This is a genomic window from Pseudomonas sp. 18175, assembly GCF_050432925.1.
Lineage (GTDB): Bacteria > Pseudomonadota > Gammaproteobacteria > Pseudomonadales > Pseudomonadaceae > Aquipseudomonas.
This window is the reverse complement of record NZ_JBKFTO010000005.1, coordinates 230,769-244,652: the sequence shown is the minus strand read 5'-3', so window position 1 is coordinate 244,652 and position 13,884 is coordinate 230,769. Positions and strand designations below refer to the sequence as shown.

Annotated in this window: 13 protein-coding genes and 1 pseudogene; 4 read left to right on the top strand and 10 right to left on the bottom strand. The window is 62.7% G+C overall.

Annotated features, from left to right (window positions below; translation table 11 throughout):
• Nucleotides 1-134 precede the first annotated feature (134 nt).
• The gene (locus ACLD1Y_RS09280; protein WP_429477462.1) at nt 135-1,427 is read left to right on the top strand and encodes an epoxide hydrolase family protein; all 1,293 of its coding nucleotides are present in this window, start codon (nt 135-137) and stop codon (nt 1,425-1,427) included.
• Here ACLD1Y_RS09280 and ACLD1Y_RS09275 read toward each other — a convergent pair.
• Both ACLD1Y_RS09275 and ACLD1Y_RS09270 read right to left on the bottom strand, forming a co-directional pair.
• The gene (locus ACLD1Y_RS09275; protein ID WP_429477460.1) at nt 1,417-4,266 is read right to left on the bottom strand and encodes an ATP-binding protein; all 2,850 of its coding nucleotides are present in this window, start codon (nt 4,264-4,266) and stop codon (nt 1,417-1,419) included. The two genes, ACLD1Y_RS09280 and ACLD1Y_RS09275, sit on opposite strands and share 11 nt — an antisense overlap.
• 63 nt (nt 4,267-4,329) lie before the next feature.
• Entirely contained in the window at nt 4,330-5,538 is a 1,209-nt protein-coding gene (locus ACLD1Y_RS09270) for a CynX/NimT family MFS transporter (RefSeq protein WP_429477459.1), read from the bottom strand.
• Between the two features lie 102 nt (nt 5,539-5,640).
• Between ACLD1Y_RS09270 and ACLD1Y_RS09265 the strand changes: the two genes are divergently transcribed.
• Nucleotides 5,641-6,456, top strand: coding sequence for an AraC family transcriptional regulator (locus ACLD1Y_RS09265; RefSeq protein ID WP_429477457.1), 816 nt, complete (start codon nt 5,641-5,643; stop codon nt 6,454-6,456).
• On the opposite strand, the pseudogene ACLD1Y_RS09260 reads toward ACLD1Y_RS09265, so the two are convergent.
• The 5 genes and pseudogenes from ACLD1Y_RS09260 to ACLD1Y_RS09240 all read right to left on the bottom strand — a co-directional run.
• Nucleotides 6,427-7,266 (bottom strand): annotated as a pseudogene (locus ACLD1Y_RS09260) (sensor histidine kinase); the annotation flags it as partial. The gene ACLD1Y_RS09265 and the pseudogene ACLD1Y_RS09260 sit on opposite strands and share 30 nt — an antisense overlap.
• Before the next feature lie 53 nt (nt 7,267-7,319).
• A complete protein-coding gene (locus ACLD1Y_RS09255; protein WP_429477455.1) occupies nt 7,320-8,753 on the bottom strand; it encodes a catalase in 1,434 nt (477 codons plus the stop codon).
• A 91-nt stretch (nt 8,754-8,844) separates the two neighbouring features.
• Nucleotides 8,845-9,261: an Ohr family peroxiredoxin gene (locus tag ACLD1Y_RS09250; RefSeq protein ID WP_429477453.1), complete on the bottom strand. Its 417-nt coding sequence runs from the start codon at nt 9,259-9,261 to the stop codon at nt 8,845-8,847.
• Between the two features lie 40 nt (nt 9,262-9,301).
• Nucleotides 9,302-9,673 (bottom strand): hypothetical protein, encoded by a 372-nt coding sequence (locus ACLD1Y_RS09245; RefSeq protein WP_429477451.1) that lies wholly within the window; start codon nt 9,671-9,673, stop codon nt 9,302-9,304.
• Between the two features lie 79 nt (nt 9,674-9,752).
• Nucleotides 9,753-10,532 carry a creatininase family protein gene (locus tag ACLD1Y_RS09240; RefSeq protein ID WP_429477449.1) on the bottom strand — a complete coding sequence of 260 codons (780 nt, stop codon included), beginning with the start codon at nt 10,530-10,532 and terminating at the stop codon, nt 9,753-9,755.
• Between the two features lie 175 nt (nt 10,533-10,707).
• On the opposite strand from ACLD1Y_RS09240, the gene ACLD1Y_RS09235 reads away from it, so the two are divergent.
• Nucleotides 10,708-11,775, top strand: a complete 1,068-nt coding sequence (locus ACLD1Y_RS09235) for an AI-2E family transporter (protein WP_429477448.1) — start codon at nt 10,708-10,710, stop codon at nt 11,773-11,775.
• Here the strand turns inward: ACLD1Y_RS09235 and ACLD1Y_RS09230 are convergent.
• The 3 genes from ACLD1Y_RS09230 to ACLD1Y_RS09220 all read right to left on the bottom strand — a co-directional run bounded on the left by ACLD1Y_RS09230 (nt 11,772) and on the right by ACLD1Y_RS09220 (nt 12,830).
• Nucleotides 11,772-11,954, bottom strand: a complete 183-nt coding sequence (locus tag ACLD1Y_RS09230) for a hypothetical protein (protein ID WP_429477446.1) — start codon at nt 11,952-11,954, stop codon at nt 11,772-11,774. The genes ACLD1Y_RS09235 and ACLD1Y_RS09230 overlap by 4 nt on opposite strands.
• 90 nt (nt 11,955-12,044) lie before the next feature.
• Complete coding sequence (locus tag ACLD1Y_RS09225) at nt 12,045-12,239, bottom strand: hypothetical protein (RefSeq protein ID WP_105700004.1); 195 nt, start codon at nt 12,237-12,239, stop codon at nt 12,045-12,047.
• Nucleotides 12,240-12,470: 231 nt separating this feature from the next.
• Nucleotides 12,471-12,830, bottom strand: coding sequence for a hypothetical protein (locus ACLD1Y_RS09220; protein WP_122490077.1), 360 nt, complete (start codon nt 12,828-12,830; stop codon nt 12,471-12,473).
• 156 nt (nt 12,831-12,986) lie between these two features.
• On the opposite strand from ACLD1Y_RS09220, the gene ACLD1Y_RS09215 reads away from it, so the two are divergent.
• Complete coding sequence (locus tag ACLD1Y_RS09215) at nt 12,987-13,805, top strand: shikimate 5-dehydrogenase (protein WP_429477443.1); 819 nt, start codon at nt 12,987-12,989, stop codon at nt 13,803-13,805.
• The last annotated feature ends 79 nt before the right edge of the window (nt 13,806-13,884 follow it).

Genomic DNA, 13,884 nt, shown 5'->3' with positions numbered 1-13,884 from the left:
CATCCGGCAGCCGCGCTGGCAAGTCATACATAGGTATCGACCGACACCTACGTGCAATCGTCCCAGGGTGGCGCCGATGGTCTGATCGCTCCCGTATGGGCCGTTCTGGCCTGTTGATCCCAAGGAGAGTCATCATGCTTGCCGCTTCGTCCGCGTTACTCCGGCAGCGCTGCCGGGTTTCATTGTTTGGCCTTGCCTTGCTCGCTGGCAGCACAGGCGTCTGGGCCGACTCCGATGCCATTCGCCCCTATCGCATTCACGTGGATGAGGCGCAATTGGCCGACCTGCACAAACGTATCGCCGCCACCCGCTGGCCGGACAAAGAGACGGTCAACGACACCTCTCAGGGCGTGCAACTGGCCCAGGTGCAGGCACTGGTCAAGTACTGGGGCAACGGCTACGACTGGCGCAAGGCCGAGGCCAAGCTCAATGCGTTACCGGAGTTCATCACTACCATCGACGGCGTGGACATCCAGTTTATCCACGTGCGCTCGCCCAACCCCAACGCCTTGCCGCTGATCCTGACCCACGGCTGGCCGGGTTCACAGTTTGAATTCCTCAAGACCATCGGCCCGCTCACCAACCCAGTGGCCTATGGCGGTCGCATCGAAGACTCGTTCGACGTGGTGATCCCGTCGATTCCCGGCCATGGTTTTTCCGGTAAACCCACCGAACTGGGCTGGGGCCCGGACCGGGTGGCCAAGGCCTGGGACGTGCTGATGAAACGCCTGGGCTATAGCCATTACGTGTCCCAGGGCGGTGACCATGGCTCGGTGATCTCCGACGCCCTGGGCCGCCTGTCGCCCCCCGGCCTGCTGGGCATTCACCTGAATATGCCGGCCACTGTGCCACCGGAACTGGTCAAGCCGATCAACAGCGGCGAACCGGCCCCGGCAACGCTGACCGATGCCGAGCGCACGGCCTACAACGCCCTGAGTACGTTCTTTGGGCGTAACGCCGCCTATGGCGCAATGATGGTGACCCGTCCGCAAACCATTGGCTACCTGCTGGCCGATTCGCCGGCGGGCACGGCGGCCTGGATGTACGAGAAATTCGCCGCCTGGACCGACAGCGACGGCCACCCTGACCGTGTGCTCAGCCGCGATGAAATGCTCGATGACATCAGCCTGTACTGGCTGACCAACACCGGCGCGTCCTCCTCGCGGTTCTACTGGGAGAACAACAACAATAACTTCAGCGCCGTGGCGCAGAAGACCGACACCATCAAGGTGCCGGTGGGCATCACCGTGTTCCCTCACGAGATCTACCAGGCGCCGAAAACCTGGGCGCAACGCGCGTACCCGTCGCTGTCCTATTACAGCCAGGTTGGTAAGGGCGGGCATTTCGCCGCGTGGGAACAGCCGCAACTGTTCAGCGAAGAACTGCGCGAGGCGTTCCGCCCATTGCGTGCGGCGACTAAGCCATAAACTCATCCAGGCGCGCCTGTAGCTGGCGCAGGTCCTGGGTGTCGAAGCCTTCCGAAAACTGCTCGCGGCACTGGCTCAGCAACTGTTGGGCCTCAGTGCCGCGACCTTGTGTGTGCCACAGCGCGGCCAAGTCCAGAGCGCTGCGCAATGCCCAACTGCGCGAGCCTTGTTGTTGGCTCAGCGCCAGAGATTCTTCCAGCAGGGCCTCGGGGCTGGGGTGGATACTGGCCTTGATACGCAACAGTTCAGGCAGGGCAAAGGCATCGCCGCTGTGGCGACAGTGGGCGATGGTGGCCTCGACCTGCGCCCGGGCTTTATCGAGCTGACTGTCCAGGATCAGGCCTTCGACCAGGGCCATTTCGAAGGGGGTGGTCAGCAGTTCGTAACGCATGCCGTGCAGCCGCGCCAAGGCTTCTTCCAGCACCGCCACCGCATCCCCCGGTTGCCCGGCGCGAATATCAATCGCGGCACCGATGCCCATGGCGGCCGCGACATACGGGCCAAATGCATTGGCTTGGGCAATCGAGCGGAAGGTTTCCAAGCCGTCGGCAGCCTTGTCCAGGTCGCCGGTCCAGATGTAGATCTGCAACGTCCACACCAGCGCGATGCAATAGGTGGCCGCATGGTCCAGGGCCGCTGCTTGGGCTTCGACGTGTTGCGCGCCGTGCCGCGCCTGGTCGGGAAACCCCATCAGCCACAACGTACGCGCCAGGGCCAGGCCGGTGCGGTTGCGATGGTCGAAGCCGTAATGGATGGTGAGGCTGCGTTCCGACGGCAAGCTGTTGCGCAACGAGTGTTCCAACGCCTGGCGTGCGCGTGGTTGATCGCCCAGCAGGTGATAGGCAATCCCGGCCAGGGAGGCGGCCACGGCAATCGCTTCGGGCTTGCCGATCAGGGCTGCGACCTGCACCGCGCGTTCGGCCCAGGCCAGGGAGCTGGCAAAGTCGCCGACGCGTTCGTAGAAGATTTGCAAGCGCCCCAGCAGGCGCAATTGAGAGGCGTGGTCGCCCAGGTTGACGGCGATGTCCAGGGCGCGCAGCAAGGCTGTTTCCGCCGCCGTGCTGTTGCCCATGGTGAACATCAGCACCAGGCCCAGGGCGGCTTGCAGTTCCATTTCGGTCGGGGTGCCGAAGTAACCGAGTTCCAGCAGTTCGGTGGCACGGGTGCACCAGGTGCGGCACTCCACCAGTAGCGAAAAATGCAGGAACAACTGCGCGCTGGCCGCCGCCAGTGGCAGGGCCAGGCCGGGGTCGCCCTGGGGGCCGAAGCTCCATTCCAGCGCGCTGCGGATATTGCCCAGCTGGCAGCCCAGCCGTGCGGAACTGGCGAAGATTTCGTGGGGGCTGTCGCCCAAGTGCTTGAGTTGCTCCATATGGTAGGCCGCGTGCCGGAACGCCAGCGCATGCACCTCCAGGGCGCCGCGCAGTTGCAGTTTTTCCCGCGCATAGGCGCGGGTCATCTCCAGCAAACGGTAAGAGGCCGCGAAGTTGTTGCGATTGACGGTGACCAGGCCCTTGGCGGCCAGTTCATCCAGGGTGGCGGCCACGGTGATTGGGTCGATCCAGTCATCGGCAGCGATGTGCGAGCCGCCGTCGAGCCCAAAGGGCCCGACAAACACCGCCAGGCGATCAAACACCAGGCGCTCGTCGGCCGACAGCAGGTCGTAGCTCCAATCGAGCATAGAGCGCAGGGTGTGGTGGCGTGGCGAGGCTGTGCGTCGGCCTGCCCAGCCAAGGGAAAAACGCTCGCCGAGCATCGCGTGGGTGGCATGTACGCCATGCACGGCTACACGCACGGCCGCCAGTTCGATGGGCAGTGCCATGCCTTCCAGGCGTTGGCACATGTCGGCAATCAACTGTGCATCGCCCGGTGCCAGGGCCAGGGCGGCATTGTTCGACGAAACACGCTCGACAAACAGTTGCACGGCGGGAAAGGCAAGCAGCTGATCGCCGCTCAAGTCTTGCCACTCGGCCGGGAACGCCAACGGGTCGAGCCGGTGCACATGTTCGCCACGCGCCCGCAGCGGCTCGCGACTGGTGGCGAGGATGGCCACCGCCGGGGCCACGTCGCGGATGTGCTCGACGATGGCGCAAACCGCATCCACCAGGTGTTCGCAGTTGTCGATGATCAGCAACAGCTGCTGCGAGCGCAGATGGGCAAGCAGTACAAACATCGGCTCTTCGGCCTGCACCGCAATGCCCAGGGCACTGGCGAGGGCGAAGGGCACCAGGGCTGCATCTTCAAGCTGGGCCAGGTCGACGAAGTGCACGCTGTCATCACCTGTGCGGCGGTGGCCGACTTCCACCGCCAGGCTGGTCTTGCCCACGCCACCGGGGCCGACGATGGTAAACAGCTTGGGTTGCAGCAGGCGTTCCAGTACCAAGGCCACATCGGTTTCGCGCCCGATCAGGCTCGGGCGTGGCGGCAGGCCGCCGACGGCATTGGTGATGCGTTTGGTTTTCGGTGGGGCAGGCGGGGCGAGGGGCGAACGCTCGATAGGCGCCACGAAGGCGTAGCCCACGCCCACTTGGGTATGGATATAGCGCGCACCGTCTTCACCATCTCCCAGGATGCGACGCAGCCCGGTCATATGAAAACGCAGGCTGCCTTCCTCGACGACGATATCGGGCCACACCAGGTTGATCAGTTCGCGCTTGGACACCACCCGGCCCGGGCGATCAAGCAGGGCGATCAACAGGTCGAGGGCGCGCCCGCCGATATCGACCGCCAGATCATTGCGGGTGAGCAGGCGCTCGCCTGGCATCACGCGGAAAGGGCCGAAGGCAAAGTACGGGGGCACGGGATCGTGCAGGTCGTCAGGGGCGGACGCCACGGTCATCAGGCTCTCGAACCAAAGGGGCTGTAGGACGTTTCTCGCATGATAGGTGTTTTAACGTTGCGTTCAAGTCCGTACAACCCCGTGGCCGGGCTCTGCGCTGCGGGTAGTCGGCTTGAGCACGGGGGTCAGGCACAGCATGAACACCAGCACAGCGAACAGCATCGCGTAGGCCAAGTGGTAGTTGCCGGTGTGGTCACGCAGGGCGCCGAAGCTCAGCGGGCCAAGGGCGGCGACCAGGTAGCCGATAAACAGCATGAACACGGTCCAGGCGCCGGCTTCTGCCGGGGAGCTGGCATTGTCCAGGGGCAGCGTCATGCCCACGGTGAACGACATGCCCAGGCCGATGGACACCAGCAGCACATACAGCGTCGGCCAGGCGGCCGGGGCGAACGCCATGCCCGCGGTGCCCAGCAGTGCCAGCAACGTGCACAGCGCCAGCAGGCCGCGGCGGTCATGGGCTTTGCCGGGGAGCACGCCAGCGCCTACGCTGGCCACGGCAAATACGGCGGTAAACAACCCCAGCAAGGCCCCGGCGGGTAGGCGGGTGACGGCTGTTTCGGTGGAGGCCGGCGCGAGCCAGGCGAAGAGGGCGTACACCACAAATTGACTGGCGCCGAAGTACAACGCCACCAGCCAGGCCTGGGGGTTGCCCCACGGCAAGCGCACGGAACGGGCGGGTTGCGGGCTGGCCTTGGGCGCGCTGCTGGCAAAGCGCCGGGCCATCCACAGCCAACTGATCACCGCCGTGACACACAGCAGGCTCCACACCCCGGCCCCCACACGCCAGCTGTGGGCAAGCTCAGCAAGGGGGGCGGTGAACAGCGCAGAAAGGGTTGCTCCCACGCTCAAGCCTGCGGCATAAATGCCCATGAAAAACGCGGGCCGGTGGGGGAAATGCGCTTTGATCCAACCACCGATCAGGGCGCCGGCGATGGCGATACCGACACTGACCAAAAACGTGCTGAACAGCAGGAACATCGCACTTGGCGACACCGCCCGCAGCAAACAGGCGCCGCCCAACAGCACCAGCGCGGCAATCACGCAGCGGTCGGTGCCAAATCGCTGGCTCAGGTTGGGCGCCAGCAACGCCAGGACACCCATGCACACATCCGGGATGGAGGTCAGCAGCGCCGCCTGGGTAAAACTCAGGCCATAGTGATCTTGGATCAGCAACAGGATCGGCCCGATGGACACGATGGCCGGGCGCAGGGCGATGGACAGCACCAACAGGCCGATAATGGCTGCCAGGCTATGTTTGTCGGTGGAGGTCATGTGGCGGTGCCCTTGGGTCGTGGAGTCAGGGCGATCGTAGCAATGTAAAATAAACGACAAATGCCAGCTTCTATCGACAAAGTGACAACCTGAGAACCCGCCATGAAACACGACGCACGCTCCGTCAGCCCCCCCGCCGACCTGAACGGCCGCAGCGAGGATTACCTCGACTACCAGGACGTGCCGCGCGTGATGACAGCCCTGGTGCGCAACCAAGCCAGCGGCGCCTACAACGCGCCGCATACCCATCGCCATGGCCAGTTGTTGTATGCCATCAGTGGTGTGATGCGCGCCGAGGCCGATGGCAGCCTGTGGTTTTTGCCGCCCAAGCGGGCGTTGTGGATTCCCGCTGGGGTGGTGCACGACCAGTTGATGCTGACGCCGGTGCAGATGCGCTCGATTTATATCCAGGCCCATGCGGCGCAGGGGTTTGGTGACCGCTGTCGCGTGGTGGATGTGTCGCTGCTGTTGCGCGAGCTGATCCTGGTGCTGGCCAGCGAGCCTATCGAGTATTCGCTCGAAGGCCGCAATAGCCATGTCGTGGCATTGATTCTCAGCGAGCTGGCTGCCGCACCTACCTTGCCGCTGCAGATCCCCTGGCCGCTGGACCGCCGTTTGCGGGTGGTGTGCAACGCGATTCTGGACGCGCCGGGGCAAAGCCACTTGGTGGAGTACTGGGCCGACAAGGTGGGGGCCAGTTCGCGCACGTTGATCCGCCTGTTCCTCAAGGAGACCGGCCTGACTTACCGCCAATGGGTGCAGCAAGTGCGCCTGGCCTGCGCGCTGGAGCGCCTGGAAAAGGGCGAGTCCGTTGGCCGGATCGCCCGGGAGTTGGGCTATGTGAGTGCGAGTGCGTTCAGTGCGATGTTTCGCCGAGCCATTGGCACGTCACCGCGGGAGTTTCTGGTGCGCGACTGACTGTGGCAATGCCAACTGTGCGCACAAGCCGCCGCCGGCACGGTTGGACAGGGTCAGGGCGCCCTGCAGGCTCTGCGCCAGTTGTTGCGAAATCGCCAACCCCAAACCGGTCCCTTTGGTGTGGCGGTTGCAGCCGCTTTCTACCCGGTAGAACGGCTTGATCACCTCGGGCAATTGCGCCTCGGGAATGCCGGGGCCACGGTCGAGGATCTGGATCAGCAGGCGCTCGCCTGCCATGGGTTCGACATTGACGGTGACCTCGCTGCCGAACTTGAGCGCGTTGTCCACCAGGTTCACCAGCACCCGGCGCAGCGCATGGGGGCGGGTGTCGATGACCGTACCCAGCTGTGCCCTGAGCACCACGCTTTGGCCGACGTCCTGATAGTCGAACACCAGGCTGTCGAGGAACGAATGCAGATCAACGCGGCGGCTGGCTTCGACCGTGCCGTCCAGGCTGCGGGCATAGGCCACGCCTTCCTGGACCAAGTGCTGCATCTCGCTGAGGTCATTGCACAGCTTGTCCCGTTCCACCGATTCTTCCATGAACTCAGCACGCAGCTTCATGCGGGTGATGGGGGTTTGCAGGTCATGGGAAATCGCGGCGAGCAGTTGCAGGCGCTCCTGCAAGCCGTTGCCGCCCGCTTCCACCGGCGTCTCCATGCGACTCAACGGCCGCAGCCCCAGCCAGATACAGGCCAGTAGTAGCGCCAGTTGCACCATCAACAGCGGCGTTAGCCACAGTGACCCGGCCAGCGCACGGATTTCAATCGCGAACGCCAGCCCTTGGGCGATCACCAGGCAGGCCAGGTAGATCCACGTCAGGCGCGCAGCCAGGGAGTGCAGCGGCTTGAGTTCCATGTGGCTCACCCCAGTCGTTCGATGGCTTGGGCAACACCCGCGCCGTACGCCGGGTCGGCGAGGGTGCAGTGCTGGATATGGCGTTGTTTGGCCTCGGCGCTGGCGCCCTGGATCGAGCGTGCCGTATTGGCAAACAGCGCCTGTTGCTGCGCCGGGCTCATCAGGCGAAACAGCGCGCCGGGTTGGGAGAAGTAATCGTCGTCTTCCCGGTGGTTCCAGTGCGCGGCGCTGCCGTGCAGGGCCAGGGGCGGTTCGCGAAAGTCCGGCTGTTCGGCCCAGAGGGCGTGGCTGTTGGGCTCGTAGCCCGGAGTGCTGCCGGCGTTGCGGTCGGTGCGCATCTGCCCGTCGCGGTGGTAGCTGTTGACCGGGCAGCGTGGTGCATTCACCGGGATTTGATGGTGGTTCACCCCCACGCGATAGCGCTGTGCATCACCATAGGCAAACAGGCGCGCCTGGAGCATTTTGTCCGGCGAGAAGCTGATGCCCGGCACCACGTTGGCAGGGTTGAAGGCTGCTTGTTCCACCTCGGCAAAGTAGTTGTCGGGGTTGCGATTGAGCTCCAGCACACCCACGTCGATCAGCGGGTAATCCCCGTGGGGCCAGACTTTGGTCAGGTCAAACGGGTTGAACGGACAATGCGCCGCATCTGCCTCGGGCATGACCTGCACGTAGAGCTTCCAGCGCGGAAAACGGCCCTCCTCGATGCTGGTGTAGAGGTCGCGCTGTGCGCTTTCACGGTCATTGCCGACCACGGCGCCGGCTTGCTCATCGGTCAGGTTATGGATGCCCTGTTGGGTCTTCCAGGTGAACTTCACCCAGAAGCGCTGGTTGGCCGGGCTGATAAAACTGAATGTATGGCTGCCGAAACCGTGCATGTGTCGGTAGGAATGCGGCAAGCCCCGGTCGCTCATCACGATCGTGACCTGGTGCAGGGCTTCGGGCAGCAGGGTCCAGAAGTCCCAATTGTTGCGGCTGCTGCGCAGGTTGGTGCGCGGGTCGCGTTTGACCGCGTGGTTGAGGTCGGGGAATTTCAATGGGTCGCGCAGGAAAAACACCGGGGTGTTATTGCCCACCAGGTCCCAGTTGCCTTGGCCTGTGTAGAACTTGATGGCAAAACCACGAATATCGCGCTCGGCATCGGCCGCGCCGCGTTCGCCTGCCACTGTGGAGAAACGCACGAACACCTCGGTGGTCTTGCCGATGTGCGAGAACAGCTTGGCCTTGGTGAAGTGGCTGATGTCATGGGTGACGGTAAACGTGCCAAACGCACCGGAGCCCTTGGCGTGCATGCGGCGCTCGGGGATCACTTCGCGGTCGAAGTGGGCGAGTTTCTCCAGTAGCCACACGTCTTGCAGTAATACGGGGCCGCGGGGGCCGGCGGTTTGCGAGTGGTTGTTGTCGACCACCGGTGCGCCGGCGGCTGTGGTCAGTTTGTTCATGCTCAAGTCCCTGGATGTCTGGTGGTTGTGTCACATCAAAACAGAGCATCTGGGGCTGGGCGATTGCACGTAGGTATCGGCTCGTGCCGTTTTAGGCCAGGGTAAAACTGACCTCGATGTTGCGCCGGGTGGCCTTGGAGTAGGGGCAGTTCTGGTGAGCGGCTTCGACCAGCTGTTGCGCGGTGTCCGCGTCGATGTGCGGCAACGACACGCTGATACGTGCTTGCAGGAAAAAACCTTGCTCACCGTGCAGCAGATCGACCTGGGCGTCGACCGCTGCCGCCGCCGGAAAACCGATTTTGCGTGCGTTGCAGGCGTGGCGCAGGGCGCCCAGGAACGAGGCCGACCAGCACACCGCAAACAGTTGCTCGGGGTTGGTGCCGTTGCCGGGGGCACCGGGTGGCGAGAGCCTGATATCCAATCGTCCGTCATCGCTGCGGCCGGCGCCTTCGCGACCGCCGGTGGTGTAGGTGTGGCCGGAGTAGAGAACTTTTTCGATGCTCAGCATGGGCGTGTCCTGGGGAAAACTGAAAGTGTTGGATGCGCAGTTAGATGGCCCACAGGATGTCGGGCGGGTTCAACAGCGGGACGACGGCATTGGCGTGCAGATGGTGGAGCAGGGTGGCGCGGGCGATGTCCAGCAACCAGGCACGAAAGGGCTGGCCGGGGTTGTCGTCCGCGGGGTTGTCCAGCAGGGCCTTGAAGGCGCCGTGGACCAGGTATTCGACCTGTTCCGGTCGAATTCGCCCAGCCTGCACCTGGCCTTCATAAAATGCGCTGAGCAGCGGCATGACCTTGGCAAACAGTCGCCGCGAAGCACCGCGGTCACCGTTGACGACGTGCGCCATCAATGCGCGCAGTGCTTCATTTGCAAGTCGCTCATCCGTGCTCAGGCAACTGGCGCGATCCCCTTCGGTCATGATGGCATCCCTCTTGAATGCTGACGGTGGTGAGCTTCAAGGGTGATGCCTGGCCGATTGGGCCGCCAGTTATGCGCTGTTAGCAGTTGTTAGTCGAACCGCTGATTGTGCCGAACGGTGCGGTTTCGCGGCTGAACGCTTGCAGCTCCTTGATCAATCCGAGGGCGGCAAGCAGCACCAGTTCACGGCCTTTCTCTGGCGTCGCCTGGCCTGGGTCGGAGCCCATGCGGCCATCGGGGAAGCGCGAGCGAAAGTCATGGGCCTCGCGGATCGGTCCGGAGTTGGCGATTTGCGGCGAATACTCGGCCGACTTGATCGCCTCCGGATAGGCCCACTGCGTCACCGCAATTTCCGACGGCGTGGCGTGGATACCGTGGCCGGTGGGGAATTGCTGGTTAGCCAGCGCGCCCACGCCTTCGAGGTCCCACCAGTTGGTCAGCTTCAAGGCAAACCCGGCGGGCCGCCGAGCGAAGCTGGCTTCGGCGTACAGCTGGGAAAACGCCGCCTCGATCGAGGCAATGTTGCCGCCGTGGCCGTTGAGGAAGTAGATCTTCTCGAAACCATGGGCCACCAGCGAGCGTGTCCAGTCTTCGATGGCGGCGATAAAGGTCGATGGCCGCAGCGTGATGGTGCCGGGAAAGCCTAGATGGTGCTGCGCCATGCCGATGTTGAAGGTGGGCGCGATGAGGATATCGGCGCTCGCTTGCGCATGGTGGGCAATGATCTGCGGGCACATCCAGTCGGTGCCCAGCAGGCCGATGGGCCCGTGCTGCTCGTTGGAGCCGATGGGGATGACGATGGTGCGGCTGCGCTGCAGGAATGTTTCGATTTCAGACCAGGTCGACAGATGTAAAAGCATGGTGTGGCCTCACGGTTCAGTGATGGAACATGGGGTATGCCCGGGCCATCTCATCACGGGGTATCGGTGGGCGACATTGCACGTAGGTGTCGATCAAGGGCACTCGCCGGTGCTGGTGAGGACTAAGCAACAGGGCGCACGTAAGCGTCCGGCGTTTATCTGGAATGGACCGCACATGAACACGACCAACTTGCAATTCAAAACCCTGCTCTTACTGTTGGTCCTGGTGACCGTCGCCTTTATCTGGATACTGCTGCCGTTCTACGGCGCAGTGTTCTGGGCGGTGATCCTCGGCATCATCTTTGCGCCAATGCAGCGCCGCTTGCAGTTGAAGTTCGGGCGCAACCGCAATCTCACGTCCCTGGCCACGCTTGGGGTGTGCCTGGTGATCGCCATTTTGCCGGTGATCATCACCAGTGCCTTGCTGGTGCAGGAGGGGGCGACGCTCTATAAAAACGTCGAGAGTGGCAAGCTGGACGTGGCGGGGTATATCGAGCAGTTCAAGAACTTCTTGCCGCCGTACTTCCAACATCTGCTGGACCGCTTTGGCATGGGCAACCTGGAAGGCCTGCGGGAGAAGATCGTCAAGAGCGCCATGCAGGGCAGCGAGTTCTTCGCGACCCAGGCGTTCAGCTTTGGCCAGGGCACGTTTGATTTCCTGGTGAGCTTTTTCATCATGCTGTACTTGCTGTTCTTCCTGCTGCGCGACGGCCCGGATCTGGTGCGCAAAGTGCGCACGGCGGTGCCGTTGGCCGAGCCGCAGAAGCGCCGCTTGCAGCTCAAGTTCAACCGGGTGGTGCGTGCCACGGTCAAGGGCAACGTGCTGGTGGCCGTGACCCAAGGCGCGCTGGGTGGGTTGATCTTCTGGTTCCTGGATATTCCCAGTGCATTGCTCTGGGCAGTGTTGATGGCGTTTCTGTCGCTGCTGCCAGCGGTGGGTGCAGGCATTGTGTGGGGGCCGGTGGCCGCTTACTTCCTGTTGAGCGGGGCGATCTGGCAGGGTGTGGTGCTGGGCTTGTTCGGGGTGTTCGTGATCGGCCTGGTGGACAACGTGCTGCGCCCGATCCTGGTGGGCAAGGACACCAAGATGCCGGACTACCTGATTTTGATCTCGACCCTGGGCGGGCTGTCGGTGTTTGGCCTCAATGGGTTTGTGATCGGGCCATTGGTGGCGGCGTTGTTCATGTCCAGCTGGGCGTTGTTTGTGGAAAGCAAGCCACGGGTCAAACTGCCGTTGCCTTAAGCGTGCAGCTTGAAGGTCGAGGCCTGTTGCAGTTCTTGTTCGGCGGCGGACAACGAGGTGAGCGGGCCGCTGATGGTTTCGCCATCGCGTACCAGGTACCAACAGGCCAGTAGGCCCAGTTTCCGAAGAGAGGCTGGGACGGCGCTGCCGATGACGGACATGATTTGAACAGTGGGCATAAGGACCTCCAATCGCTATGGGGGTCACCTTACGGGGCGGGGCGCGATAGGAAAAATCACCTGTCTCGATAGTCGACATCGACGCAAGCGTCAGTCCACCACCTGATCGAGCATATTGACCACCTCCTGCTCACTCAGCAGGCCTTTGCGCACCAGGTTTTCCGCCAGCAATGCCAGGAACTTGGCGCTGCGGTGGCCTTCCAGGGCCTTGAGTTCGGTGAGGGCGCTGTAGACCTTGCTGGACGTACAGAGGCCAGCGGTGCGGTGCGGGTTTTGGGTGGGCATGGTCAGTCGTCCTTAATTGTTATTGGGTGGACAGAGTCGATAGTGAAAGTGTGTCGTGACACAAACATGACAGCGCAAGCCCCAGTCAAGCAAGTAGACAATGGTGTTGATGATGTGCGATTGCGCCACGTCTATTGTCCCGATAGCGACCTTGGCGCGATAAATCCAGACTTTTGCATGCAAAAAAAAGGCCCCGCTGGGTGGGCGGGGCCTGTTTCAGACGATTGGCGCTTACCAGCCGCGGCCGTAATAGCCGTGGGGAGGGCCGTAATAACCACGGGGTGGCCCGTAATACACCGGCGCCGGGCGGTAGTAGACCTGTTGTTGCACATACACCGGTGGCGGCGGTGCGTAGTAGACCGGCGGTGGAGCGGCATACACCGGTTGCGGCTGGACATACACCGGTTGCTGCTGCACGTAGACCTCACGGGGTTGGCTGGCAACCACGGAGCCCACCACGGCTGCGCCGACTAAAGCACCCAACACGGCCGGGCCACCCCATCCACCACCACCGTGGGCGGAAGCTTGGCCTGCCATAGCGAGTGCGCCAACCAGCAGGGCGATCTTGGGGATTGTACGAATCATGGTCATTCCTCGGTTAGCCCCTGCGCTTGTGGTCTGCAATCAATAGACTCAAGGATTGTCGCGGGGATACTTTTAAGACAACGTATTTCTGAAAAACAGCACGGCCGCTAGGTAAAGGTTGTGTAAGGTCTGTACCGATTTGCTTACTCAAAGGAGTTTTCCATGCAGATGCACCCCAACAAGGACACCCAACTGTGTATGTCATTGTCGGCCCGCCCCGGGAATTTTGGCCTGCGTTTTCATAACCACCTGTACGAACAGCTGGGTCTGAACTTCTACTATAAAGCCTTCAGCAGCCAGGATTTGCCCGGCGCGATCGGTGGTATCCGTGCGCTGGGCGTGCGCGGCTGCGGGGTGTCCATGCCGTTCAAGGAAGCCGCTATTGCCTTGGTGGACGAATTGGACGATTCGGTTCAAGCGATCGACTCGCTGAACACCATCGTCAATACCAACGGTCACCTCAAGGCCTACAACACTGACTACATCGCCATCGAACAACTGCTCAAAACCCACGCCGTCCCCAAAGACTCCACCTTCGCCCTGCGCGGCAGCGGCGGCATGGCCAAGGCCGTGGCCAGCGCCTTGCGTGATGGCGGCTACGCCAACGGCGTGATTGTGGCGCGCAATGAAGCTGCGGGCCGGGCGTTGGCGCAGAACCTGGGGTATGAATGGCAGGCTGAACTGGGTGAGTTGCGCCCGCAGATGCTGATCAACGTCACGCCGATCGGCATGACCGGCGGCGCTGAGGCGGATGCGCTGGCGTTTGACGCAGACGCCGTGGATGCGGCAGAGACTGTGTTCGATGTGGTAGCGATCCCCGCCGAAACACCGTTGATTGTGCGGGGAAGGGCGCAGGGCAAGCGGGTGATTACCGGGTTGGAAGTGATTGCGATCCAGGCGTTGGAGCAGTTTGTGCTTTATACCGGGGTGCGGCCGACTTCGGAACAGTTCGAAAAAGCCGTGGCGTTTGCCCGCAGCTAAAGCCTTGCGCAAAACCCATGTGGGAGCGGGCTTGCTCGCGAAAGCGGTGGATCAGTCACACATGTACTGACTGACACTC

Excerpts from the sequence above, each read along its gene's own strand:
- ACLD1Y_RS09235 (WP_429477448.1), top strand. The coding sequence starts at position 10,708 with ATGAACACGACCAACTTGCAATTCAAAACCCTGCTCTTACTGTTGGTC.
- ACLD1Y_RS09240 (WP_429477449.1), bottom strand. The coding sequence starts at position 10,532 with ATGCTTTTACATCTGTCGACCTGGTCTGAAATCGAAACATTCCTGCAG.
- ACLD1Y_RS09225 (WP_105700004.1), bottom strand. The coding sequence starts at position 12,239 with ATGCCCACCCAAAACCCGCACCGCACCGCTGGCCTCTGTACGTCCAGC.
- ACLD1Y_RS09280 (WP_429477462.1), top strand. The coding sequence starts at position 135 with ATGCTTGCCGCTTCGTCCGCGTTACTCCGGCAGCGCTGCCGGGTTTCA.
- ACLD1Y_RS09255 (WP_429477455.1), bottom strand. The coding sequence starts at position 8,753 with ATGAACAAACTGACCACAGCCGCCGGCGCACCGGTGGTCGACAACAAC.
- ACLD1Y_RS09275 (WP_429477460.1), bottom strand. The coding sequence starts at position 4,266 with ATGACCGTGGCGTCCGCCCCTGACGACCTGCACGATCCCGTGCCCCCG.
- ACLD1Y_RS09270 (WP_429477459.1), bottom strand. The coding sequence starts at position 5,538 with ATGACCTCCACCGACAAACATAGCCTGGCAGCCATTATCGGCCTGTTG.
- ACLD1Y_RS09220 (WP_122490077.1), bottom strand. The coding sequence starts at position 12,830 with ATGACCATGATTCGTACAATCCCCAAGATCGCCCTGCTGGTTGGCGCA.
- ACLD1Y_RS09265 (WP_429477457.1), top strand. The coding sequence starts at position 5,641 with ATGAAACACGACGCACGCTCCGTCAGCCCCCCCGCCGACCTGAACGGC.
- ACLD1Y_RS09245 (WP_429477451.1), bottom strand. The coding sequence starts at position 9,673 with ATGACCGAAGGGGATCGCGCCAGTTGCCTGAGCACGGATGAGCGACTT.
- ACLD1Y_RS09250 (WP_429477453.1), bottom strand. The coding sequence starts at position 9,261 with ATGCTGAGCATCGAAAAAGTTCTCTACTCCGGCCACACCTACACCACC.
- ACLD1Y_RS09215 (WP_429477443.1), top strand. The coding sequence starts at position 12,987 with ATGCAGATGCACCCCAACAAGGACACCCAACTGTGTATGTCATTGTCG.
- ACLD1Y_RS09230 (WP_429477446.1), bottom strand. The coding sequence starts at position 11,954 with ATGCCCACTGTTCAAATCATGTCCGTCATCGGCAGCGCCGTCCCAGCC.